Annotated in this window: 22 protein-coding genes and 1 tRNA gene; 11 read left to right on the plus strand and 12 right to left on the minus strand. The window is 59.1% G+C overall.

Translation table 11 applies throughout. The features are described from left to right. Position 1: 1 nt before the first annotated feature. Complete coding sequence (locus ACYQ6M_RS09660) at positions 2-478, plus strand: GNAT family N-acetyltransferase (RefSeq protein WP_209168823.1); 477 nt, start codon at positions 2-4, stop codon at positions 476-478. Positions 479-482: 4 nt separating this feature from the next. Here ACYQ6M_RS09660 and ACYQ6M_RS09665 read toward each other — a convergent pair whose 3' ends face one another. The 3 genes from ACYQ6M_RS09665 to ACYQ6M_RS09675 form a co-directional block, all read right to left on the minus strand. Further along, the gene (locus ACYQ6M_RS09665; RefSeq protein WP_460073514.1) at positions 483-881 is read right to left on the minus strand and encodes a nuclear transport factor 2 family protein; all 399 of its coding nucleotides are present in this window, start codon (positions 879-881) and stop codon (positions 483-485) included. A 31-nt stretch (positions 882-912) separates the two neighbouring features. Then, the gene (locus tag ACYQ6M_RS09670; protein ID WP_367020615.1) at positions 913-1,386 is read right to left on the minus strand and encodes a DUF2147 domain-containing protein; all 474 of its coding nucleotides are present in this window, start codon (positions 1,384-1,386) and stop codon (positions 913-915) included. 115 nt (positions 1,387-1,501) lie between these two features. Next, positions 1,502-1,924 (minus strand): DUF2147 domain-containing protein, encoded by a 423-nt coding sequence (locus ACYQ6M_RS09675; RefSeq protein ID WP_022997754.1) that lies wholly within the window; start codon positions 1,922-1,924, stop codon positions 1,502-1,504. Between the two features lie 568 nt (positions 1,925-2,492). Here ACYQ6M_RS09675 and ACYQ6M_RS09680 point away from each other — a divergent pair. Beyond that, entirely contained in the window at positions 2,493-2,732 is a 240-nt protein-coding gene (locus ACYQ6M_RS09680) for a hypothetical protein (protein ID WP_031268084.1), read from the plus strand. Between the two features lie 112 nt (positions 2,733-2,844). On the opposite strand, the gene ACYQ6M_RS09685 is transcribed toward ACYQ6M_RS09680, so the two are convergent. Further along, a complete protein-coding gene (locus tag ACYQ6M_RS09685; RefSeq protein WP_460073517.1) occupies positions 2,845-3,624 on the minus strand; it encodes a DUF930 domain-containing protein in 780 nt (259 codons plus the stop codon). A 162-nt stretch (positions 3,625-3,786) separates the two neighbouring features. Continuing rightward, positions 3,787-4,581 carry a DUF1796 family putative cysteine peptidase gene (locus ACYQ6M_RS09690; RefSeq protein ID WP_460073519.1) on the minus strand — a complete coding sequence of 265 codons (795 nt, stop codon included), beginning with the start codon at positions 4,579-4,581 and terminating at the stop codon, positions 3,787-3,789. A gap of 337 nt (positions 4,582-4,918) precedes the next feature. Here ACYQ6M_RS09690 and ACYQ6M_RS09695 point away from each other — a divergent pair. From ACYQ6M_RS09695 to ACYQ6M_RS09735, 9 genes are all read left to right on the plus strand, one after another. Next, positions 4,919-5,008 (plus strand) — tRNA-Ser (locus ACYQ6M_RS09695). A 555-nt stretch (positions 5,009-5,563) separates the two neighbouring features. Then, positions 5,564-7,711, plus strand: coding sequence for a multiheme c-type cytochrome (locus ACYQ6M_RS09700; protein WP_460073521.1), 2,148 nt, complete (start codon positions 5,564-5,566; stop codon positions 7,709-7,711). Between the two features lie 116 nt (positions 7,712-7,827). Continuing rightward, entirely contained in the window at positions 7,828-9,225 is a 1,398-nt protein-coding gene (locus ACYQ6M_RS09705; protein WP_460073523.1) for a hypothetical protein, read from the plus strand. Positions 9,226-9,268: 43 nt separating this feature from the next. Continuing rightward, the gene (locus ACYQ6M_RS09710) at positions 9,269-10,543 is read left to right on the plus strand and encodes a 2Fe-2S iron-sulfur cluster-binding protein (protein ID WP_460073525.1); all 1,275 of its coding nucleotides are present in this window, start codon (positions 9,269-9,271) and stop codon (positions 10,541-10,543) included. Positions 10,544-10,595: 52 nt separating this feature from the next. Next, the gene (locus tag ACYQ6M_RS09715; RefSeq protein ID WP_460073527.1) at positions 10,596-11,615 is read left to right on the plus strand and encodes a cytochrome c family protein; all 1,020 of its coding nucleotides are present in this window, start codon (positions 10,596-10,598) and stop codon (positions 11,613-11,615) included. A gap of 12 nt (positions 11,616-11,627) precedes the next feature. Beyond that, positions 11,628-13,337, plus strand: coding sequence for a 4Fe-4S dicluster domain-containing protein (locus tag ACYQ6M_RS09720; protein WP_460073528.1), 1,710 nt, complete (start codon positions 11,628-11,630; stop codon positions 13,335-13,337). Further along, positions 13,334-14,161: a hypothetical protein gene (locus ACYQ6M_RS09725; RefSeq protein ID WP_460073530.1), complete on the plus strand. Its 828-nt coding sequence runs from the start codon at positions 13,334-13,336 to the stop codon at positions 14,159-14,161. The genes ACYQ6M_RS09720 and ACYQ6M_RS09725 overlap by 4 nt, the downstream gene beginning before the upstream one ends. Positions 14,162-14,203: 42 nt before the next feature. Further along, on the plus strand, positions 14,204-14,407 hold the full coding sequence (locus ACYQ6M_RS09730; RefSeq protein WP_460073532.1) for a hypothetical protein: 204 nt from the start codon (positions 14,204-14,206) through the stop codon (positions 14,405-14,407). 14 nt (positions 14,408-14,421) lie between these two features. Then, positions 14,422-16,806, plus strand: coding sequence for a cytochrome c3 family protein (locus tag ACYQ6M_RS09735; protein ID WP_460073534.1), 2,385 nt, complete (start codon positions 14,422-14,424; stop codon positions 16,804-16,806). 44 nt (positions 16,807-16,850) lie between these two features. Here ACYQ6M_RS09735 and ACYQ6M_RS09740 read toward each other — a convergent pair whose 3' ends face one another. From ACYQ6M_RS09740 to ACYQ6M_RS09770, 7 genes are all read right to left on the minus strand, one after another. Further along, a complete protein-coding gene (locus ACYQ6M_RS09740; RefSeq protein WP_460073536.1) occupies positions 16,851-18,182 on the minus strand; it encodes a tetratricopeptide repeat protein in 1,332 nt (443 codons plus the stop codon). Positions 18,183-18,297: 115 nt separating this feature from the next. Then, positions 18,298-18,960: a phosphoglycolate phosphatase gene (gene gph, locus ACYQ6M_RS09745; RefSeq protein ID WP_031268069.1), complete on the minus strand. Its 663-nt coding sequence runs from the start codon at positions 18,958-18,960 to the stop codon at positions 18,298-18,300. Next, the gene (locus ACYQ6M_RS09750; protein ID WP_460073539.1) at positions 18,957-19,511 is read right to left on the minus strand and encodes a thioredoxin family protein; all 555 of its coding nucleotides are present in this window, start codon (positions 19,509-19,511) and stop codon (positions 18,957-18,959) included. Before ACYQ6M_RS09750 ends, gph begins: the two co-directional genes overlap by 4 nt. Before the next feature lie 267 nt (positions 19,512-19,778). Further along, positions 19,779-20,582 carry an ATP-binding cassette domain-containing protein gene (locus tag ACYQ6M_RS09755; RefSeq protein WP_460073540.1) on the minus strand — a complete coding sequence of 268 codons (804 nt, stop codon included), beginning with the start codon at positions 20,580-20,582 and terminating at the stop codon, positions 19,779-19,781. After that, entirely contained in the window at positions 20,579-21,457 is an 879-nt protein-coding gene (locus ACYQ6M_RS09760; protein ID WP_460073542.1) for an ABC transporter ATP-binding protein, read from the minus strand. The genes ACYQ6M_RS09755 and ACYQ6M_RS09760 overlap by 4 nt, the downstream gene beginning before the upstream one ends. Beyond that, complete coding sequence (locus tag ACYQ6M_RS09765) at positions 21,454-22,305, minus strand: ABC transporter permease (protein WP_022997713.1); 852 nt, start codon at positions 22,303-22,305, stop codon at positions 21,454-21,456. The genes ACYQ6M_RS09760 and ACYQ6M_RS09765 overlap by 4 nt, the downstream gene beginning before the upstream one ends. Then, positions 22,298-23,308 carry an ABC transporter permease gene (locus ACYQ6M_RS09770; protein WP_460073545.1) on the minus strand — a complete coding sequence of 337 codons (1,011 nt, stop codon included), beginning with the start codon at positions 23,306-23,308 and terminating at the stop codon, positions 22,298-22,300. The genes ACYQ6M_RS09765 and ACYQ6M_RS09770 overlap by 8 nt, the downstream gene beginning before the upstream one ends. Between the last annotated feature and the right edge of the window lie 64 nt (positions 23,309-23,372).

The following is a 23,372-nucleotide window of genomic DNA, read 5'->3' on the forward strand; positions in this document are numbered from 1 at the left end:
GATGCCGGACACATTTGCCTCGACTGTTTCCATCGAAAAAGCTCGCCCGGAGCACCTTCGCGAGATCGTCGCCATCATCAATGCGGGGGCGACCAGTGTTCGCAAGGACAGGGAATTTGCCGACTGGCAGGACTACCGCCCGGCATTTGACGCACTTGTCGCCGCACCCGAGTGCGATATCTACGTCGCGCTTGGCGAAAGCGGAGAAGTGGTCGGCACTTTCCAGATCCATTTCATGAAGGGGCTCGCCTTCCAGGGGCGTCCGAGGGTTGAACTGGAAAGCGTTCACGTGCGCGCAGACCAGCGCGGCACCGGTGTCGGGCGGCTGATGATGGCAAGGGCTGAAGACCTGGCACGGCAGGGCAACGCCTGCATGGTGCAGCTGACGTCGAACAAGGAACGCGAAGGCTCACATCACTTTTACAAGCGGCTTGGCTACGACCAGAGCCATCACGGCTACAAGAAGATGTTCGTCTGAGCCATCATTGATCAGTCGGTGCCTGGCGCGCTGTGCCTTGATGGAACCGTAACTGCCAGGCTCCGTCTCGTCTGCTCCAGATCGAACTGCGGTTTGCCCTTTCAACGTTATCAAGCGCACGCCTGACCTCACTGACATAGGTCACGAGAACCGAATTCGTGTCGATCACTGTGAACTTGAGGCCGGGCAGGGGCAGGCGTACGTCGATAGGCCGTGCGGCACGCGCGGGCAGGATCAGGTCTTCACGCGGATAGATACGGCCGGATCGGCCGAACTCAAAAAAGTCATCCGCAAAGATCCGGTCCATCAGGACGGGGTCGTAACGCGTTTCCGCTCGCCACAGGCTTTCCTCCAGTCTGGTGAGCGTTTCGATATCGTCGGGCGTGAGGCACGTGTCAGACATGGATCCGGCCTGAGCTGGTGAACCGGCGGTGTCAGTCGACCCGTCGCCAGGTTTCCTTTTCGCAGACATTGAAAACGACGCGGACGCAGCCCTGTACTTCCAGGGCGGAGGCGTTCTTCGGGCGCAAGGTGGCATCCGCGCTGAAGCCGCGACGCGGATCATAGACCCGGCCTTTCCAGCCATCTTTCTGTGGTGCCATGCGCCAGAGCACGGTCAGGCCGAGCACCTTCCGTTTGCGCTTGCTTTCGTCCTTGTTTTTGAGATCCGGCGTGTTTTCCATGGAATAGCCTTTGGGGGCCGGAAACCGGACAATCTTGCCGCAGGGCACCTTGCCGCATTTTTGTATCTGGATGACGGCACCTGCCGGTGTCAGCCATTTGCCGTTGATGTCCGGGGCTGAAATGGCTTGGCCCCCTGTGCCTGCAAGCAGGAGAGCGAACAGACCGGCTTTCGATAACAGTCTGGAAGTCGGAAACGCAGAAACAAAGAAAGAAACAGGAACCACGATTATCCCCCGTCGCAATGCTGGTGACGACTGCGCCACAATCTCTGACCGGCAATTGCGACGGAGGAAAGGCCAAATCGACAGGATCTGGCGATTTCGAACTTTGTTCAGCCGTTTATTGTTCCCGTTTCCAGGTTTCGCCCTTGCAGATGAGGCCCCCCATCACGCAGCCCTCCAGTTTCAACGCATTGGCGGACGTCAGCTCGATGAAGCCGGTATAGGTCTTGCCGTCCTCGGCGTTATAGACCTTGCCCTTCCACTGGTTTTCCTTGTCGGTGGGTTTCATGGCCTGAACGATCTGAACTCCCAGCAGCGGGCGGTCCCGCTTGGCCGCGTCCGGGTTCCTGGTGTCGTTTCGCGGCTCCCGCAGCCATATCAGCTTGCCGCACAAGGAACTGCCGCAGGAGCTTATCCGGATCTTGGATGCCCCGTTCGGACGGACCCAGTCTCCCTTGGCATCGCCTGCGAAAGACATTGTTGCGGATGTGGTGATGATGGCGCCCGCAAGAAGTGCGGACGACAGAATGGTTTTCAGCATAAGTTCCTCCCAAAGCGGAATGCCTTCCGTTTACGGAAAGGGAATGTATAGCCCGGGAAACGTGCTGAAAAGCCGTCACCCAACGTCAGGTCGTCCGAAAATCCTCCTGAACGCCGAAGGGAGGTAAAGTCTGGTTTTCTGAAGGGAAGGGAACGAAATAGAGCCGGACAAAGAATTGTGGAAACGAATCCATGGTGAACAGAAGGTTGATGGGCCTTGTCAAATTTTCGGAGAATGTGACTGATTAAAAAGGGAAAATCGCAACCATATACTTACCGCAATATGAATTTCAGACTTATTTAAAATTTTGTTCGCATTACGTTAAACCTGTCTTTTAACGCCCCTTTTAACTGCTGCTGATGAAGTAGACCTCAAGAAACAACGGGGAAAGCTTCACGAAAGCTTGTGTTTCTTAGATCGGTCCTTGCCAAGCCATTGTGTTCAGCAAAGTGACCGGTTGGCAGTAGGGAACCGGAACGGTGGATCCAGAAGGATCGGAGCTGTTCCGCAGTAGTCAGACAGACGAAAGGGGAGCGTTATGGCTCGTTTTGAAATGCACTCGGCCGATATGGCCATCATGGGCGAAAAGCCGGTTACCGCGGACATCCTGTTCCAGATGGGTCTGGATAGCGCTTGCGGCCGTCACGGCATGACCGATCTCATCACAGCGCACAAGTGGTTCAACATTGCTGCTCTGAAAGGCAACAAGGACGCAGCTCGCTACCGCAAGGAAATTTCCGGTGAAATGTCCACTTCCGAAATCGCCGAAGCTCAGCGGTCGGCTCGTGAATGGCTGTCGATGCATTGAACCGGATGAAGGCTGCCGGCCGAACGGCACCTGAACCGGTATCCACAACCTGACGCGGCAGCACAGTTTTCTGCCGCGTCCAGTTTCCGGCCCCTTGCCGGGACCGCTCCAGTCAATGGATCGGCGCCAGACCGTACTCATCCCAGATCGAGCGGTCGATTGGTGCACCAAGGGCATATTCGAACCCGCTGACGATCTTGCCGCTGGCGTCCAGCCGGCATCGATAGGCGATCTCGTACCAGACCCGGTTGCTTCTGAGGGCTCCGGCGGGCACGACAACCATATCTTCCTTCTGAAATGAATTGCGGAAAGCATGTGGCGCAAGCCGTGTCGGCTTGAACCCCGGCTGCGCATGACGAACCTGCTCCATTGCCTCCAGCGCGCAAATCTGCTCGCGGCCGTCTTCACCGGTCAAGGTTGGCAGAAACTCGCGTGCCTGTGCGGAGCGTGGGTCGTTCAGGACATCATTGGCAAAATAGGCATTTGCAGTAACCCATTCCTGCTCGGGTCTGGTCCTCGAAGAAGATGGGTCCGTGGGCGCGGGCAAGGTGGCATTCGAAGAAGGCACCTGTTCCGAAGGCGCGTTCGAACCTGACAACGGATCAGCACTGGATTGCGGGGAGACTGCCGCAGTTTGCGACTGGCTCTCGTTGGTTTCTTCCAGCGCGGTTTTCGGCAGACTTGGCGGCAGGTATTCGGGAATGATCTCGACGGAGACAGGCTCGGGCGGTTCTGGCAGGATAGTCCGCCACAGCGCCGCATCGCTCAACAACGCATAGAGCGCAAGGTGCAGCCAGAGCGCACAGATCCACGGAAACCTTTCCGCGACAAACCGTGTCAGATGCGTCGGAGGGGCGAGCTCGGCTATGGCATTTCTCCGATACCCGGCCAAGTTGAAGAATGTCCATCGCACCAGAGGACTGCGGCTGAATTATGAAGGGGAAGACGGGAACTGGGTCTGTTCCCGCGGACGGCGGCAGGCCAGTCAATCATCATGCGAGAAGGGTTTGAGACTTTCTGGTAGCGCGATGAACCACCTCTGGAAAAACGTTCCCTAACCCAACAGCCTGGCAGTAGCCCTGGGCAGCAGCCTGGTCAGTTTCTTGCGGGTGCGAATTTTCCGTTTCGATATCTTTCCGCGCATTATGTCCAGTGGCGAAACAGCCTTGGCTCGTCTGAGCGCCGCAGTCCACTCGTCTGTCCATGCATTGAACTGTTCCGGGTAGCGATCGTCACGCATCGGGACAATTTCGAATGTCGTTCTTGCAGACCGGTTGCACGAGCAGGCGCGCCGCAAATTTTCCCTGAGGGCGTGATTGTCAAAACAGGTCGCGGGTATTGCAAGGAGACTGACCAGAGAAAATGTTTTGTCTGGATGCAGACGCGCCATCATCTCTTCAAAAAGGGTTGTTTCGCTTTTCAGAAGCGAAACTTCTGCATGAAAGTCGTTTATCGAATTTTCTTCCGCCACTGCCGCGTTGCGATAGTAGATGAAGGTCGTTTTTTCGCCGGTGTCTTTGATGAGTTTCCTGAACCTGTCAATCCGAACCTTGTAGTCCGCCAATACGTCACTGTTGTCGTGTGGATTGGAGTGCAGATGCGCGATTTTCGGGTAGTCCTTGAAAATGAGGAACTTCTCAACCGGATCTATTTGATGCGAGGCGTAAGTATAGTCATGCTTGCTGGTAAGGCCCTTGAAGTCTGTCGCGATGATTTTCGAGACGTAGTCCAGGCCCGCGTCAAGGTTCCAGAGCCAGTCGAAGGGGTATTGCTCATGCCTCAGGCCCAGCTTCTTGAGGTTTGTCGCAGCGTCACACCCGCCACCCAGCGAAACAAAAACGTTTTTCAAGTATCACCCAAAGCCAAATTCATTGATGAAAGAGGGTCGTTTTGCCGGTGGCGCGCCAAAAGTCAACTCCAAGATGTGACCGTGGCCGGGTGGGGAGGAAAAAAGCGAAACCTGGCGAGCGAATTGCCAACCCGACTTGCGACGGGTGGAAAGAGGCGGTTCATTTTCAAACGAACGAGGCGTCAAGTTCCGCGATTTGTGAAGACGATGCCGGATTTCAGCGTTCGATGCCTGTCTTCACCTTCCAGAAGTTGCGAGGCCAAGCGCGGTGGAAAAAGTGACAAGGCGTAAAAAACGCCTTGAACTGTGAGGCTTTTATTCGTACACGGGCGTTACCGGAGAGGTGGCCGAGTGGTCGAAGGCGCTCCCCTGCTAAGGGAGTAGACGGGCAACCGTCTCGAGGGTTCGAATCCCTTCCTCTCCGCCACTTTCCTTCTTCCCACCTTCATAGTTCTATTTCGCTGCGCTGCAGGTAATCCAGTCTGTATGCTGGTGTGACGCAAACATTGTTTTGCGAGAGTGTGTTGTTCCGGGCGGAAACACAGCCGCAGCAACTTTGTGACCTTCCGGGCGAATGCTGCCGGCAACGCAATTGATTCACGCCATTGCCCGAAATTTGAAGCCACCGGTTAGCGACGCGACAGTGCGTTGCTCTGTCTGTTCCTGCGGTTAGTCGCGGGTTTACCACGGCGAAAATGCGGCTAATTTGTGAACAGTTTTCTTTTGATGTTGTCCTGAGGTTTCCGTAGTGTGATTTTGAGTTGGGGGATCGGTGTAAGCGATGGCCTGAGAACATGTTTTGTGTGGATCTGGAATGTCGCGTTTATCGGATTTTTTTCGACCGTTTTTGAAGTCTCTTTTCGGATTACTCATCCTTTCCGGCGCCGGCGGCGTTGATCACGCAGCAGCTTTTTCAGACGAATTTCGGCAGTATCACCAGCAGTTTATCCAGTCAGGCGATGTACAGGCGCTTGTTGACTTCGTGTCCCAGCTCGAACACGGCAGGGGCGCCGGCGATCGCCTGATCCTGGCGCAAGCCGAACAGAATGATGACTTGCTGACACCCGCCGAAGACGCGGTTTCGGATGAGACGATTCTTACCGACAGCAGTGACGACCTGCTGCCTTCCGATGACGGAAGCGATGATCTGCTGACCGCAGAGGAACCCGGTGCCGCCTCTGCTTCTGATGGAGACGATCTGCTGGCAGGTGATGATCCCAAGGCTGATGGAGATGACCTTCTGTCTGGCGATGACCTGCTTGCCGGCGACGATTTGCTTGAAGGTGATGATCTGCTTGCGGGCGACGGGGCCGATGTTTCCGGCGACGACCTTTTGGCCGGAGACGACGATCTACTTTCTGATGATGACCTTCTGACAGTTGGCGATGATGACGACCTGCTGAGTGGCGGCGGAACCGGGCTGACCGAAACCGTCGAAGGCAAGAAAAAAGAAGAAACGATCCGGCGAACAGCCAATGCGGAGCATGAAAAGCTCTTCCTGGAAAGCAAATATCCCTCCGCAAACACCTGCGCGACCTGCCACCCTGGCCAGTATGAGCAATGGTCCGTGTCTCAGCATGCTTACGCGCAGCTGAGCCCGATCTACATGGCGATGCAGACCACCATCAACATGAAGACCAGCGCGACCAATGGCGACTTCTGCATTCGCTGTCACAACCCGGTCGGCATGAACATCGGCGAGTCGCTCTATGTCTCAAACCTGAAGCGCAATCCGACCTCACGGGAAGGCATCACCTGCGTTGCCTGCCACCGCGTCAGCCGGAACTACGGCAAGATCAGTGGCCGGTTCGCGCTGGAAGAGGGGGATGTATTCTCGCCGGTCTATGGCCCGAAGGGCGGCGAGGAGCTGAAGCGCGTTCTGAACACGCCCGAGGAATACCGGGTTTCCCAAAGCAAGGATGATCCGGGACGCAGCATCCATACCGAGGCGAAGCCTTTCTTCGCGCTCACCAAGCCAGGTTTTTGCGGCACCTGCCATGATGTGACGCTGTTCAACGGCTTCAAGCTGGAAGAGGCTTTTGCCGAATACAAGCGCTCGCCGGCCGCCAAGCGGGGCGAGACCTGCCAAGACTGCCATATGGGCAAGGTTCAGGGCGTTGCCTCCGGCTATGACTACGGCCCCGCCGCAATCGTTGGTGATGTCCCGACCCGTAACCGCAAACTGACCAACCACATGTTTGCAGGCCCTGATTACTCGATCATTCATCCGGGCATTTTCCCGCACAACGTCGAGGCGGCGGAGTTCAAGACGCTGGCTGAATGGCTGCAGTTCAATGTCGGCGCCGGTTGGGGAACGGACAAGTTCGAGGACAACGTCAAGGACGGCTACAAGTTTCCCGAAGCCTGGTCGTCCATCGATGATCGTTATGATGGCCGCGAGATCCTGGATACCCAGTTCGAGCGGCTGGAAAAGGCGCGTCAGGCTCGGCTTCAGGTGCTGCGCAACGGCTTCAAGCTGAGCGACATCACCATTGTCGACAACGCCAGCCGGGCCCTCAAGTTCTCCGTCGATGTCAGCAGCGGCACGGACGGACACGGTGTGCCGACCGGGTTTGACGCCGAACGGCTGATATTCCTTCAGGTGACGGTCAAGGACAGCAAGGGCAACACGGTTTATGTGTCCGGTGACCGGGACCCCAACGGCGACGTTCGCGATGCCCACTCGCTTTACGTTCACAATGGCGAGCTGAAGCTCGACAAGGACCTGTTCAGCCTGCAATCCAAGTTCGTGGTCCGGTTGCTGCGTGGCGGTGAACGCGAACAGGTGCTGGCGGTGAACACTTCGACGGACGTTCTGCCGCTCGTTCGGCCGGAACGCCGGGCAACCACCATCTACGGCAGGCCGCGCGGGGCCAGGAAGCACAAGCAGAACCTGGAACCGGGGGCAAGCCGCACCGCGACCTATGCCGTTCCCGCCGAGAACCTGAAGCCGGGTGAACGCTATTCCATCTCGGTGAAGCTGATTTCCCAGATGGTGCCGGTCAACCTGATCGCGGCCATTCAGGGAGCGGGCTTCGACTACGGCATGAGCCCGGCCGGTATCGCGCGCAAGGTGGTGCAGGGCAGCTCCGTGCTGTGGACGCGCAAGGCGAGTGTCGTGCTCAAATGAGGTATCAGGCAAGCAGAACTCGGGGACGGCGGTTCAGAGCGTGGGCAATCACGACGGTGGCTTCGGCTGCGCTTCTTCTGCAGGCCGGCGGGCAGGTATGGGCAGCGGGCAGTGCCTTGAGCGACGACCCCATTCCCATGGTCACGGAAGCGGAAGTCCGCAAGCATCAGGAAGAAATCAGCGGGCCTGCCCCCCTGATTGCCGGTGACCACCATTCAAGCGAATTGAGCACCGATGCAGTTCCGATCATAGCGGAAGATGAGGAGCCCGAACCGACGCCACCGATCTTCCAGCGCGGCGAGAAATTCCTCGCCAGCGGAAATCTTGCGCCCGGTATCGAATTGCCGACCGGGGCAATCTGGCAACCGGCGCTTTGGGTGTTCGGCGACGCGCGCACCGCAATTGGCCACTATGCCAACGGCCTTGAAGATCCGCGCCAGTTCTGGGCGAGCCGGATCGACATCTTTGCCAATCTGAAACTGACACCCACCGAGCGGATCCTCATCGGGTTTTCGCCTTTGACGGAAAAACGCCGGAACACGGGCATTCTCTATACGGATGAAGGCGGCGTTGAATATGTCAACGGGCTCAATCCCTATGTGACGACACTTTTCTTCGAAGGTGAGTTCGGCGAGATTTTCCCGAACCTCGATCCGGACGACAACCGCAATTTCGACTTCGGATTTTCCATCGGTCGTCAGCCCCTGTTCTTTCAGGAAGGCATGATGATCAACGACAGTGTCGACGCGCTCGGCATCACGCGCGACACGATCGTCATTCCCGGCCTGACGCCGGATCTGAGGGCAACCGGCGTTTTCGGCTGGAACAATATCCGCCGCGGCGACAATGAACTCGACGACAGTGCCTTCCTTCTCGGCCTGTTCACCGAGGCCGATTTCCGCAAGAGCACGGCCAATCTGGATCTTGCCTATGTCATCAGCGATGAGGACGAGGGGGGAGACGGCTTCTATTTCGGGGCGTCCGCCGTACAGCGGTTCGGGCTTTACAATACGGCGTTCCGGATCAACACCTCGACCGCGATCGAAAAGCGCGGCCCGGCTGTCGACAACGGCGTGCTGATGTTTTCGGAAGTTTCGCGCACCGTGACGGCGTCCGAAAACGTCGTCTATGCCAATGCCTTCTGGGCTATCGGCAACTACACCTCCGCTGCCCGCGACAGCCTCACGGGTGGTCCTCTGGGTCAGGTTGGCATCCTGTTTGCCGCTCCGGCTGTTGGTCTGGGCGGGTCTGCACTTTCCAACCGGGCAGACAGCGTCTTCGGTGGATCTATCGGCCATCAGATGTTCTTCAACGAGGACAAGACACAGCTTGTTATGGAACTCGGTGGTCGCAAGGATACCGACGGCAGCGACGCCGGTATGGTCGCATTCGGCGGCCAACTCTTGCATGCCCTCAACAACAGGAGCAGCATTCAGGTCGACGGGTTTGTTTCCGCCGGACAGGACCGGAAGGCGGGAACGGGACTGCGAATGGAACTGAGAACGAGGTTCTGATGAGAAACATCGGCTCATTTCTGGTCGGAAAGGCGGCCTGCTCATGATCCTGGCACTGCAAATCGGCGGTGGTACGATTGTTGCGCTCGCCCTGTTTCAGCTCTGCCTCGGGGTTTATTCATCTGTGGCGGCCGTCTTTCGCGAAAGACGTCTGGACGCCAGGCACCTGCAGCATTTCAACGATCTGGCACAGGCTGCCCTGCGCAATGCGGAAGTCGACAGGCTCAAGTCCGGAACGACCTGGGCCGGCAAACGCAAGTTCCGGATTGTCGAAAAGCGTGTCGAAAACAAATGCGGCGATATCTGCTCGTTCTATCTTCAGCCGCATGACGGAGGCGAGCTTCCACCGTTTCTGCCGGGCCAGTTCCTGACGTTCGAACTGCCGATTTCAGATCAGCCTGCACCTGTTATCCGGTGCTATTCCCTGTCCGACAGTCCCTCCCGTCTGGACCGGTACCGGGTCACGATCAAGAGACTGCCACCGCCGCCGGATGCCGGTGAAACCGTACCTGGTGGGCTATCCTCGACCTATTTCCATGCCAACCTCAAGGAAGGCGATGTCGTCGATGTGCAAGCGCCCAAGGGCGGTTTCGTATTGGACCTGCAATCGGAACGGCCGGTAGTCCTGATTGGTGGTGGTGTCGGCCTGACACCGGTGCTGTCCATGCTGAAAGCGCTTGACGATGCCGGCAGCCACCGCGAAGTGCATTTCTTCCACGCCGCGCGTAGCGGCGATGACATTGTGCTGTGCGACGAAATCCGGGAGATTGCCGAGCGGCGGAACAACGTCCATTACCGCGTGCTCTACAGCGCACCGACTGATGCTTGCGTTGAGGGACGGGATTACGATTGCCCGGGCTTCCTGACAGTTGATGTGCTGAAGCGGTATCTGACGTCTTCCAACTACGAGTTCTATGTTTGCGGCCCTCCGCAGATGATGTCTTCGTTGACGGAGCAGCTGCGCGATTGGGGCGTACCGGACAGCGATATCCACTTCGAGGCATTCGGGCCTGCGTCCGTCAAAACCGTCAAGTCGCCGACAAGTTCACGGGAGGCGGCTGAAAGCGTGCAGGTGGAATTCTCGCGCTCCGGCAAGAAGGTTTCCTGGCACGAGCAGGACGGAACGCTGCTGGATCTGGCCGAACGCAACGGCATCCGGGTCGCTTCCGGCTGCCGGGCGGGCAACTGCGGAACCTGCGCGACAGCGCTCAAGGAAGGCGACGTGACCTATGTCACGCGGCCCGCCAGCAGCCCGGCGCAAGGGTCCGTGCTCATGTGTATCGCTTGCCCGGGAGGCAATGTCATTCTGGACGCCTGACGACGCGAGAGGGTGTCCATCATTTTTGGATCAAAGGATTGAGGGATTGGATATGGCTGGATTACTGAAGGGCTTGCGCCAGGCGGCGTCCTGCCTTGCCGTGTGCGCTGTCGGATATCTCGTGCTGGCTGGACTTGCCCCGGCTCAGGCTGACCCGAGCATGATTGTCGGACCGAACGAATGTGCGGAATGCCACAAGAAGGAAACCTCGATCTGGCAGAACACGCATCACTTCAGCACCTTCAGGGATCTGCCCAAGAGCGAGGATGCCGAAAAGATCGCCGCCAACATGGGCGTGAAGCGACTTAAGGCGGAAAGCCTCTGCACCAACTGTCATTTCACCATGCAGACGGTGGACGGCAAGGAAAAGGCGATTGCCGGCAATTCCTGCGAGTCCTGCCATGGTCCTGCCAAGGAATGGTACAAGGTGCATTCTGATTTCAGCGGCAAGAAGGAAGGCCAGGAAACCGAGGCGGAAATAGCCGCACGCTGGGAAAAGGCCGAGGCAGCCGGCATGATCCGGCCCAAGATGACCTACGCACTGGCGAAAAACTGTTTCAGCTGTCACCTGGTGCCGAACGAGGAACTGGTGAATGTCGGCGGTCACACGCCCGGCAGTGCGTTTGAACTGGTTAGCTGGAGCCAGGGCGAGGTGCGTCACAACACCTGGTACAACAAGGGCAAGTCCAACCCGGAGGCATCCATTGAACGCAAGCGGATGCTGTTCCTCGTCGGGCGTATCGTCGAGCTGGAAACGGCACTGATCGGCGTTAGCAAGGCGACCGAGAAGAAAGACTACGCCGTGAAGATGGCCAAACGGGCAAGCAATGCCACGAAGGTCATGGCAAGTCTTGCCAAGCTCTTGCCCGAAGCGCCGGAATTGGGTGAGATCCAGGAAATTGCAAGCGGTGCCAAGCTCAAGCTGAACAACCAGGATGAGCTGACCGATGCCGCGGCAAAGATCTCCGTGCTCGGCCTCAGGTTTGCCGACACCTACGACGGGACGACGTTCGCCGCGGTCGACAAGTACATTCCGGGAGCTGACAAGTTCAAGGGACCCGTGACGCAGTAGGGAGCCGGACTGTTGGATCAGGAGCTTCGCGACGAGCGAAACCGGCGCTGGGACGAGCCATTCGGCAAGGAACCGCTGGACCGGGAGACGGTGGACCGTGTCCTGGCCCTGCCGGCGTTTGCCGACGTCAATCCGGCCGACTTTCCCTCGTGGCTGCCGGTTGCAAGCGTCATTGCGAATGATGGCCGAATCAGGACCTTTCAAAAGGGCGAAACTGTCCTGCGCAAGGGTGACTATGGAAGTTCGCTGTTCATCATTCTGTCCGGATCCGTGTTCGGCCTGACTGCGTCTGCGCCGACCGCCGGCTCGGGTCGCAAGCAACAGAAATCCTGGCGCAGGTCGCTTGCGCAACTGTTCGCGCGCAAGCGTCCGCCAGAGTACCGCCCTGCGCGGCGGCGGTCTCGCAGACCTTCGTCCACGGCCGCTTCAATCAATGAAGGCACACGAGCAAATGCGGTGGAAGCTGCCTTGCGTGTCGACGCGGACGAGCTGATCGCGAAGCATGAGACTTTCCTGCTGGAAGCCCCGCAGATGTTCGGCGAGCTGGCCGCCCTGACCCGAAGCCCAAGGCGCGCGACCATCTATGCCCTTGAGGATGACACTGTCCTGTTCGAGCTGCGCTGGCAGGGGCTGCGCGAAATTCGAGACTGGTCGGATGGCTTCCGCAAGCAGATCGACCAGCTTTACCATGAACGCGGTTTGCTGACCCGTTTGCAGGAATGCCCGGTCTTTGCCCATGTCGACAGCACAGCGCTGGCGGAAATCGCAGAAGAGGCCCTGTTCGAAACCTATGGCAATTTCAACTGGACCCACCGGTTCAAGACTGAAATTTCCAAGGAAGACGGTGCGCAGCACATCATCCAGCAGGAGCCGGTGATTTGTGAACAGGGCAGTCACGTCGACGGTTTGTTGCTGATCAACAGCGGCTTTGCCCGGGTCAGCGAACGGATCGATCACGGCGACAGGACCATTGGCCATCTGTCGAAAAACGACGTTTTCGGACTGGATGCGATTGCGGCGTTTGCGCGGGACAAGGTTTCTCCGGTTCTGGATACGAGCCTGCGCGCCATCGGCTATGTCGACGTCATCCGCATTCCGACGCATCTGGTCCAGAAACATGTATTGCCGGGGCTCGATCCTTCCTTCCTGCGGCAGGGCAGGCCGGATGATCGTGACGGCACGCGCGGGGAACTGCGCCAGGGCATGATGGACTTCCTCGTCGATCACCGTTTCATCAACGGTGAAGAAGCCATGCTGATCAACCTGGAGCGCTGTGTCGGCTGTGACGATTGCGTGCGCGCCTGCGCGACCGCCCACGACAACAACCCCCGCTTCGTTCGGCAGGGGAGCCGGTTCGAGAACGCGATGATCGCGAGCGCCTGCATGCATTGCACCGATCCGGTTTGCCTGATCGGCTGTCCAACCGGCGCCATTCACAGGGCCGAGGACAGCGGGACTGTCGTCATTGACGACAACACCTGCATCGGCTGTGCGACCTGCGCCAATTCCTGTCCGTACAGCAATATCCGGATGGTCGAGATCCGTGACGAGAACGGGCAGTTCGTGACGGATCGCGAAGGGCAGCCCATCAGCCGGGCAACCAAATGCGATCTGTGCGCCGATCAGTTGACGGGCCCAGCCTGTGTCCAGTCTTGTCCGCATGACGCGCTTGCGCGCGTCAACATGCGCGACACCGAAAGACTGCTGGAGTGGCTGAAATGAGCTGGCTCCTCAATCGCAACATCCTGTTGAAGCTTGGCGCGGCCGCAGTTTTGCTCGCGGTTTTCATGACCGTAAACCAGGCTTACCGGATCTCGTTGCGCGACAGCCAGTTCCTCAACGGTTGGGTTCTGGTGGCGGTCATGGCCGGCATGCTGCTGCTGACGTTTCGCAAGCAGTTGAGCACGTTGCCGCTCGGGCGCGTGCGCCACTGGTTGCAGGTGCATTATTACCTCGGGTTCCTGACCATCGGCGTCTTTCTGGTGCATACGCATCTGCGGTTTCCGAATGCGCCGCTGGAATGGCTCTTGTGGATCCTGTTCGTGTTGGTTTCGGCAAGCGGCTGTGTCGGCGGTTTTCTGGCCCGGGTCGTTCCCGTGCGCCTGGAAGGCAGAGGTGACCGGGTCCTGTTCGAGCGCATTCCCGTGTTGCGCGCGCAAATCGCGGACGAGGCGGAAACTCTGGCGCTGGCGTCGTTGGAAGACGGCAGTTCCGTCAGCCTTGCCAATGTCTACCAGCGGGAGCTCGGCCGGTTCTTTGCGCGGCCGCGGTATGTGTTCGCGCATCTGCGTCAGTCGAGCCTGCCGATTTCGCGGATCATGGGCGAGCTGCAGTCGATCGAGCGGTATCTGGACGGCAAGGGCAAGGAGCGTCTGGAACGGATGCGTCAGCTGGTGCGCGCCAAGAACGACCTTGATTTCCAGTATGCCAACGGCGGATTGCTGAAACTCTGGCTGTTTGTGCATGTACCGCCAACTTATGCCCTGATCCTGGCAATCCTGGCGCATGTCGTTGTTGCCTATGCCTTTTCGAGCGGAATTGCCTGACCATGAGCCTGTTACGCAGAATTGGTGTTCAGGAACGCCGTTATGAACGGCCGCAGGACGACTGGGTCTGCGGACATCTTGCCGACGGGTGTCCGTGTCGTCTGGGACCGGACCGGAAAGGAAACTGCAGGGCGGGGCCTGCCTGCCAGCCTGTACAGGACGGCGACCGATGGATTTGCCGGCGCTCGAGCCAGGAAGGCGGACCTTGCGAAGATGGTCCGCTGCCGGACGGAAGCTGCTGTCTGAACCAGGAACCCTGCGTGCCGAAGCCGAGCCTGCGCAAGCGCAGGCGGCGGGCAGCTGTCTGGCTCACGGCGCTGACTGCCGGGCTCGTGGCGATCATTCTTTCCGGCGGAGTGGCAAAGAACTATCTGATGCCGGGCCGGCTTGCAGCCCAGCACGCCAACCTGACAGATTGCCAGTCGTGCCACGCCGACGCACGTCCGCAAGGCCTTGGCTGGCTTCATGGCCTTGCCGCGACAGCTGCAGGACCGAAACAGACAGCAGCGCTCTGCACCACCTGTCACGACGTTGGTTCGCAGCCGTTCACGGCACATACAACGCCGGTTGAACAGCTCCGGCAGATGACACTTGCCCGCACGGCGGAAGTCGGCACCGGGCGTGATCAGAGCTGGACAAACCGGATCAAGTTCTCATTGCCGATGGCAGGGCAGACGCAAGGTAGCGCAGTTGCCGGGTCGCAGAACATCTATTGTGCCACCTGTCACCAGGAGCACCAGGGAAGCCTGGGCAAACTGACCGAAGTTTCCAATGACAGGTGCCAGACCTGCCATGTCGAGAAGTTCGGGCGTTTCGAGGACAGTCATCCGCAATTCGCAGGCTATCCCTTTTACCAGCGCACCAGCATCATCTTTGATCACAAGTCGCATTTCGGAAAGCACTTCCCGGATACCGCCGAGAAGCCCGATGGTGCCGGCAAGGTTCCGGCCATGTGCGAGACCTGCCATGAGGCGGGGAACGACGGCCGCTACATGGCAGTTCGAGATTTCGAAGGCATGTGCGCGACCTGTCACAGTGGCGATATTCTCGGCCAGACCATCGTGAGCGGACCGAAGGGCACGAATTTCCTCTCTGTTCCGGGCCTGGACGTCGAAACGCTTGCGGAGCGGGGTATCGACGTCGGGTCCTGGCCGGAAAGGTCCGAGGCAGGAATTACGCCCTTCATGCGAGCGCTTCTGGCGCTGGTGCTGGACGGCCGGGATATCGTGGGTGAAGTGTCGGACCTGGATCTTCTGGATCTGCGGGAGGCTGATGAGGACGCTCTGGCAAGGGTCCAAACGCTGGCCTGGGCGGTGAAGCAGTTGCTCGCGAATATCGAGCGTGATGGCCTTCCTGCCGCCATGGGTGCCGGCGCGGCGGACAGCGAAACCATGACGGACCACAGGCAAATGGCGCTGATGGTCGGTGTGATGCCACACGACGTGATCGCCGCCGCCAACCGGGAATGGTTGCCGGACCTCGCTGAGGACCTTGCCCGCCACGCCGACGGAACGCCAACCCGCGCGTTCGAGGAAGCCCGGCAGGAGGTTGAAGAGAACAACGCTGTACAAACCGAAGAGGTCGCGTCGGACACCCTTTCCGAGGGGGACGACAACGATATTCTGGCCGGGACAGGCGATGCCGCCAGCGAAGACAATGGTACGGATAGCCTCATCCTTGGCGGCGGAACGGATGATGGCGCAGAGCTGGCTTCCGAAGACTTGTTGCTGGCGCCTGCAGGAGCCGATGACGCATTGGCCGGCAAGACAGATACCGACGATGATATTCTTGCAGACGAAGGCTCGTTGGTTGAAGACGGTCTTGCCATAGCGGATGACGCAGGCGCCGACGTGTCGGACGGCTTGGACATCCTGGCGGAGGACGACGCTTCGAGCAGTTCCGATGGGGACGCTCTTCTCGGCCAACCCGCGGGCGGAGAGGAAATACTTGCCGGTGACGATATTCTTGCCGGTGAGGACATCCTTGCGGCAGACGAAGGCGGAACGAGCCTGTTGAGCGATGCGGCCGAACCTGTCGACACATCGACTGCAACTGACGCCCCCTCTGCGCAAACCCGGGAGGAACCATTCGATCCGGAAAACTGGGCTCTTTACGGTGGCTGGTACCGGCAGGACCATACGATCCGGTATCGTCCGACGGGACATGAAGACCCCTTCCTGAAAACATGGCTCGATTATTCGAGCCATGCGGCAACGGATCAGGAAAAGGTCCTGCGGAATCCCGTATTTGCCTCGCTCAGTGACCCGGGCGCGGTGGGACGCTGTACCAAGTGCCACAGCGTCGACACAGCCGGCGTTGAAAAGGCCGTGCGCTGGCACTCCTTCGATCCCGCTCAGGTGACGACACGTTTCACGCGCTTTTCTCACGACCCGCACATCAGCGCAGTCGGAACGGAAGGATGCGTGACGTGCCACGCGCTCACTACGGGGGCGGACACCTATCTGAAGAGCTACGAGCAAGGTGACCCTACCATCCACGCACCGAACTTCACCCCTATCGACAAGGCCACTTGCGCGACCTGCCACACGGAACGTGCGGCTGGAGAAGAATGCACGCTTTGCCACCAGTATCACACGGGCGGGTTCAGCCTGCCGCTGGTCCGAACCGAGGTGCCTAAGGAATAGCAGTTCGCAAGGGTGCTCCGCAGGCAATCGTCAAGTCGCAGGTGTCAGTCGAAAGCGATGGCGTATTTGCCGCGCCCCAGGCCGGCGTCGAGTGAGACGGACTTCAGGTAGTCTTCTTTGGCCTGGTCGCGTTGGCCCAGTCGCAGCCTCAGGTTCGCACGGCTGTAATAGGCCTTGGCAAATCCGTCGCTGTGGGCGATCGCAGAGTTGAAGTCGTCTTCGGCCTTGTTCAGATGACCGGCGGCAAGATGAGCCTTGCCGCGATTGTAAAGGGCAAGGGGGTGGTTGGCGACAAGCTTCAGGACCACGTCGTAATCGGCAATCGCCGCGGAATAATTTTCAAGTTGAGCCTGGGCGAAACCACGGTTGAAACGCGCAGCGGCGTAATTGGTATTGATCGCCAGGGCCTTGTCGTAGTCGGCTATCGCTTCCCGGTATTGGTCAAGCTTGCGCTTGGCGTATCCACGGTTGTTGTAGGCTGCGGCATATCCGGGCCGCATCTTCAGAGCGACATCGTAATTGGCGATGGCAGCGCCATAATCGCCCATCATGCGGTAGACCAGCCCTCTGTTGTTGTAGGCTTCCGGAAACTCGGGGCGAAGCCGGATGGCAACAGTGTAGCGAAGCAGCGCGGCTGAATAATCTTTCGACTTCGCCAGTGCCAGTCCCCGATTGTAGTAGGTATTGGCAAGTCGGCGTTGCAATGGCGCTTCGATCAGGCGGAAGTCCTGACAAGCCGTCTGAAAATCCTGCGTCTGGTCCAGGGTAAAGTCGACGTCCGGCCCTTTGCCCTGTTTCCAGTCCGATGCCTTGTGCCCGGTGATCGAATAAACGTAATTGCGGGTTTCATCGGGAAGGCGCCCGCGCCCACGGCGCCAGTTGTCGACACGGTCTTCCCCGGCATTATAGGCCGCGGCCGCCAGCCCAAGGTTGCCGTAACCTTTAAAAAGATATCCCAGCAAGCGGGAAGAAGCTTCAATGGCTTCCACTGGCTCGAATGAGTTTTCTAGGCCCCAGTTGGCGGCGGTGTAAGGCATGAACTGGGCAATGCCTTCCGCACCGGCCGGGCTGATCGCATTGGGGTCGAAACGGCTTTCCTTCCAGATCAACTTGGCGAAGAAACCCGGTGGCAGGCCCTGTTTGTTCGCCGCCGCCTCGATAGTGCTGCACATCTGCTGCAGGAAGGCAGCCTCGTCCCGGACCGTGTAAAACGGTCCATGTTCCTTGCGCACTGTCTCGGCTGCCGCCCGGGCGGCAAGAACAGGTGCCATGATGACCGTTTCCGCAGGCTCCGCTGCGTAGGAAGACCCGAAACCGGAAAGGCATGCTGTGCCGGCAATCGCAAGGAGGAAAAACTGTCGAAGTGCCTTGGTCAACGCAGGTCCGTCAATCGGGTGAAAGGCGCACGTCATGTGCGGCGGCAATCATAGCTTCCCCGGCAGGCCAGCTCAATGTCTGCACTGAAGGCTGTAAACTTGTCGAAAACCTGTGTCAGGCAGGGGCTGACAACAGGTTCTGCGCAAGTGCCGGAAGGTCCTTGAAGCTCGAAAAGGACACAGCATGCGGAATCTCGGAAATGGGACGTTTGCGGTAGCCTTCGGTGAACAGTGCAAAGGGCATGCCCGCATTGACAGCCGTTTCGGCATCGACCTCGCTGTCGCCGACATAAACGACCGGACCGCCACCGAGGGACGATTGCAGGTAATGCAGCCCGGCCGGGTCCGGTTTGCGCTCCGTCAGGCTGTCCCCGCCGACGAGGCCCTGGAAGTAACGCGACAAACCCAGGTCCTCGATAATCTTCTCGGCGGGTCGCTGCGGTTTGTTGGTGCAGATCGCCAACGTGTGTCCAGACTGCAGCAAGTGGTTGAGCGTGGCTTCGACGTCAGGGTAGGGGGCCGTCAGATCGGTCGCATGCGCCTGGTAATCCTCCAGGAAGCTCGAAATGAGACGTGTGCGATCTCGCGTCTGCAGGCCGGTGGCATCGATGATACGGTCAACCAGCGTCGGAATACCGTTGCCGATGAAGGAGCGGATGGTTTCAAGCGGCAGCGCCGGCAGGCCTTCGCCTTCCAGAAGGCGGCATGCCGCTGCATGAAGATCCTGTGCGCTGTCGATCAGCGTGCCATCGAGGTCGAAAATCAGAATCGGATTCATGCAGCCTTCCATTTGATGGAGCATCCCATGGACGGGATCTGGTCTTCCGGTCCTTTGCCCGTTTCTGCAACCTGTCGCATTGCTTCGAACAGATCACGCCGAAGGTCTGCTGGCCCCGTCTCCTTGCGGGAGGCATCAAGTCGCCCACGGTACTGAAGTTCCAGCGCTGAATTGAAGCCGAAGAAATCCGGTGTGCAGACCGCGTCATAGGCGCGGGCGACAGACTGGTTTTCGTCAAAGAGGTAAGGGAAAGGGAAGTTTTCCCGCTGTGCAAGTTCTGTCATTTTCTCAAAACTGTCTTCGGGATAGCTCTCGACGTCATTGGCACTGATTGCAGCAACACCGATGCCAATCGCCTGCAGGTCACGGGCATCGCGCAGGATCCTGTCACGGACGGCAACCACATAGGGACAATGGTTGCAGATGAACATGATCAGCGTGCCCTTGGGGCCGGCAATGTCTGAAAGCTTGTAGGTCTTGCCGTCGGTCGCGGGCAATTCGAAATCGGGTGCTTTCCAGCCAAAATCGCAAACAGGCGGAATGGCGGCCATCGTGTCGTCTCCCCTTGGAATGATGCGCTTTGTCAAAAGGATAGAGTAGGTCACCCCATGGAAGAAATGAAGTGACCGGACGGAGGAAATTCGCCAACAGCAAATGGTCGAAGCGCCAGCATCCGGCAAGATGGCAAGCGCTGAATGAAATAATCAACGACTGGTAAAGCGCACTGGCTCGACCCCAGGCAAACGAAGACGCATTCCACGGGCCGACCGGACTTGTGGCATCGGCCCGGCAATCCGGACCGGTGCCGGGCTGTTGTTTCAGAGCCAGGCCTGTTTCGGATCAGGCAGCGGAATTGCGTCGAGCAGCGTGCGTGTGTAGTCCGCTTTCGGATTGGCGAAGAGTTCTGCCGTTTCGGAGTTTTCGACAATCTCGCCCTTGTAGAGCACCAGGATGCGGGTACACAGCCGCCGGATCACCGAGAGATCATGACTGATGAAGGCCAGGGTGAGACCGAGGTCCTTGACGAGGCTCTCCAGCAGGTTGAGCACCTGGGCCTGGGAGGACACATCGAGCCCGGACACGATCTCGTCGGCCAGGATGAAGTCGGGTTTCAGGGCGATTGCCCTTGCTATCCCGACGCGCTGGCGTTGACCGCCGGACAACTCGTGTGGATAGCGGGTCGCGAAATGCCGGGGCAGGCCAACCATGTCGAGTGCTTCATCGACCCGGCCCTTGATGTTGTCGAGTCCCTGAAGGCGCAGTGGCCCGGCTATGATACCGCCGACACGCCGGCGAGGATTGAGTGAAGACATCGGGTCCTGAAAGATCATCTGGAAGCGCCGGCGCAGGGGCCGCAGGCTGTCCTCATGAAGATGGGTGATGTCAGTGCCTTCAAACCGGATCGCGCCATTGTCCGGTTCGATCAGGCGGATCAGTGCCCTGCCGAGCGTGGATTTGCCTGATCCGGACCCTCCGACAATGCCGAGGACTTCGCCCTTGGGAATATCGAAGGATAGCCCTTTCAGTACGTCGATCCGCGGTGCCGCTCCCAGAAGCGGTTTGCGGGACATGTCCGGAAAGGAGACGTGCAGGTCTTTCAGCTCGTAGATGATATCGCTCATGGCCGGGCTCCTGCCTTCAATTGTGCGTCGAAGGCAGCCACTTCAGCTTCCACCGCTTTCGTCACGCCTTCCGGCACAGGTGTCAGTGAGCCTTGCGGGTCTGTGTATTTCGGCGTTGCCGCGAGCAGGGCCTTCGAATAGGCGTGCGAAGGCGCGGCAAAGAAGTTCTCGACGGAGGTTTCTTCAATCACCTTGCCCGCATAGAGCACTGTCAGTGACTGGGCTATCTTCGAGACGACACCCAGATCGTGGGTGACGAACAGCAGAGCGGTGCCGTGGCGCTGCTGCATTTCGCGGATCAGCTTGAGGATCTGCTTTTGAACGGTCACGTCGAGCGCTGTCGTCGGCTCGTCGGCGATGATCAGCTTCGGTTCGGCGGCAAAGGCGGACGCAATCAGGATACGCTGGCGCATGCCGCCGGACAGTTCGTGCGGATAGGCCTTCATCACCCGTTCCGGTGACTGGATGTGGACCTCTTCCAACAGCTCCAACGCCCGTTTCTCGGCATCCGGGCGTTTCCAGCCGAGAATATCCACCAGCCTGTCCGTAATCTGCGGCCCGACACGGCGGGATGGATTGAGCGCGGTGAGCGGGTCCTGTGGTATCAGGGCCGCGCGGGCGCCAATCCGCTGGCGTCTTGCCTTTTGGGAGAGCGTCTGCAGGTCTTCCCCGTCGAGCAGGATCTTGCCCCCGCTCAACCTTGCGGCTTTCGGCAGAATGCCGAGAACAGCCTTGCCGATCATGCTTTTGCCCGCGCCACTTTCCCCGACAAGTGCACGCACCTCACCAGGTTCCACATCAAGCGAGACATGCCGGAGGAGCGGCATGCCGTTCTTCAGCTGGACCGTCAGGTCCTGAATGGACAGAAAGCTCATCGCAGCACCGGATCGAAATGGTCCTTCAGGCCTTCGCCGAGCTGGGAAAAGCTCAGCACCGTCAGGAAAAGCGCGAACAAGGGAAACACGAGAACCCACCAGGCCTGATAGATGGAGGTACGGCCTTCGGCAATCATGCCGCCCCATGTCGGTTGGTCCGTGGAAATGGACAGGTTCACGAAGGACAGGATCGCCTCGACGATCACCGCGATACCCATTTCCAGCGTCAAGAGGGCTACGATGGTCGGCAGGACGTTCGGCAGGATCTCGGTCAGGGCGGTGCCGAAACGGGTGCGGCCGGCAACCTGCGCCGAAGCCACATAGTCCATCGCCCCCTGGCTCATCGCTTCAGCCCGGACAACACGCGCAAAGCGGGTCCAGTCAATGACGACAATGGCAATGATGACGGACATCAGTCCGGTTCCCAGAACCGCAATCAGCAGGATTGCAAAGAGAACCGGAGGGAAGGCCATCCAGATGTCGATGAAGCGCGAGATCACCAGATCCGCCCAGCCCCGGTAGTACCCTGCGATCAGGCCAAGTGTTGCCCCGATAAGACAGGTAAGCGTGCCGGCAACCAGCGCCACGATCAGCGCAAGTCTTGCGCCATAGAGCATGCGGCTCAGCACGTCGCGGCCGAGGCTGTCGGTTCCCAGCAAATAGGCCGGGTCAGCACCTTGTTCGAAGAAGGGCGGTAGGCGTCCGGCGAAAAGATCCTGTGCCAGCGGGTCGTGCGGGCTGATCAGGGGGGCGAAGACGGCTGCCAGCACCAGGAAGGTAAGCCAGCCGCCACTGAGCCAGAGCCGAAGGCCGGGCAGGCGACGGATATGTCCTCGGGCGTCACGCATGGCGCAGCCTTGGATTCAGGGTGGCATAGGCCATGTCCACCACCAGATTGACCATCGTGAAGAGCAGGGCGAAAATCAGGACGATGCCCTGGATCAATGGCAGGTCTCGGTTGATCACCGCGTCGATCGCCATGTTGCCGAGACCTTCATAGGAAAACAGGCGTTCGATGATAACCGTACCGCCGATGAGGAAGGTGAACTGCACGCCGATCAGCGTCAGCGTGGGCAGGATCGCGTTCGGCAAGGCATCACGCAGGATGATCGAGCTTTCCGAATAGCCCTTTGTGCGGGCCAGGGTGATGTAGTCGTCGTGCATGCATTCCTTCAGGGATTGCTTGAGGAGCTGCAGGATGATGGCTGCCAACGGGATTGCCAGCGCAAGCGCCGGCATGAGCATGTGCCCCATGAGATCCAGCACCACATCGAACCGGAACCGGGCGAGCGCTTCGAAGAGATAGAAGTTGGAACTGAACTCGAACCCGAGCGAGGGGGAAATCCGGCCGGAAATGTGAAACAGCGGCCACAGCACGCCGAACAGCAGGATCAGCGCCAGCCCCCAAAGGAAATCCGGCAGGGACAGCGCGATGCCGCCGGCAACGTCGATCCCGCCTTCCACCTTGGAACCGCGGTAGAGCGTTGCCGTGAGAGCGGCAGCACCTCCGATGATGACGGCGATCAGCAAGGCCATGACCGAGAGTTCCAGCGTGGCCGGCAAACGGCCTATCACCAGGTCGTAGACCGGCTGGCGCAGGGTGATGGACGTGCCGAAATCACCCTGGATCACGTTGGAGATCCAGATCACGAACTGTTCGAAGATGCTCTTGTCGAGCCCGTAAAGCGCTTTCAGCCGGTCGATGTCGGCATCTGTCGCCCCGGGCGGCAGCATCATGGCGATGGGGTTGCCAGGAACGACCCGGATGACCACGAACACGATGATCGCGGCCCCAAGCAGGGTGATAAGCGTTGTGATGAGGCGCGTCAGCAGCGCGCGCACGATTTGCATGACGGTATTTGGCCCAAAAATCGGAAAAAGTCGCCGCAACACCCCGGGAGCAAGCTTTAGAGGG

Source organism: Roseibium sp. ROS1 (assembly GCF_054658215.1).

Excerpts from the sequence above, each read along its gene's own strand:
- ACYQ6M_RS09765 (WP_022997713.1), bottom strand. The coding sequence starts at position 22,305 with ATGCGTGACGCCCGAGGACATATCCGTCGCCTGCCCGGCCTTCGGCTC.
- ACYQ6M_RS09665 (WP_460073514.1), bottom strand. The coding sequence starts at position 881 with ATGTCTGACACGTGCCTCACGCCCGACGATATCGAAACGCTCACCAGA.
- gph (WP_031268069.1), bottom strand. The coding sequence starts at position 18,960 with ATGAATCCGATTCTGATTTTCGACCTCGATGGCACGCTGATCGACAGC.
- ACYQ6M_RS09675 (WP_022997754.1), bottom strand. The coding sequence starts at position 1,924 with ATGCTGAAAACCATTCTGTCGTCCGCACTTCTTGCGGGCGCCATCATC.
- ACYQ6M_RS09680 (WP_031268084.1), top strand. The coding sequence starts at position 2,493 with ATGGCCATCATGGGCGAAAAGCCGGTTACCGCGGACATCCTGTTCCAG.
- ACYQ6M_RS09725 (WP_460073530.1), top strand. The coding sequence starts at position 13,334 with ATGAGCTGGCTCCTCAATCGCAACATCCTGTTGAAGCTTGGCGCGGCC.
- ACYQ6M_RS09715 (WP_460073527.1), top strand. The coding sequence starts at position 10,596 with ATGGCTGGATTACTGAAGGGCTTGCGCCAGGCGGCGTCCTGCCTTGCC.
- ACYQ6M_RS09755 (WP_460073540.1), bottom strand. The coding sequence starts at position 20,582 with ATGAGCGATATCATCTACGAGCTGAAAGACCTGCACGTCTCCTTTCCG.
- ACYQ6M_RS09750 (WP_460073539.1), bottom strand. The coding sequence starts at position 19,511 with ATGGCCGCCATTCCGCCTGTTTGCGATTTTGGCTGGAAAGCACCCGAT.
- ACYQ6M_RS09770 (WP_460073545.1), bottom strand. The coding sequence starts at position 23,308 with ATGCAAATCGTGCGCGCGCTGCTGACGCGCCTCATCACAACGCTTATC.
- ACYQ6M_RS09760 (WP_460073542.1), bottom strand. The coding sequence starts at position 21,457 with ATGAGCTTTCTGTCCATTCAGGACCTGACGGTCCAGCTGAAGAACGGC.
- ACYQ6M_RS09730 (WP_460073532.1), top strand. The coding sequence starts at position 14,204 with ATGAACGGCCGCAGGACGACTGGGTCTGCGGACATCTTGCCGACGGGT.
- ACYQ6M_RS09660 (WP_209168823.1), top strand. The coding sequence starts at position 2 with ATGCCGGACACATTTGCCTCGACTGTTTCCATCGAAAAAGCTCGCCCG.
- ACYQ6M_RS09710 (WP_460073525.1), top strand. The coding sequence starts at position 9,269 with ATGATCCTGGCACTGCAAATCGGCGGTGGTACGATTGTTGCGCTCGCC.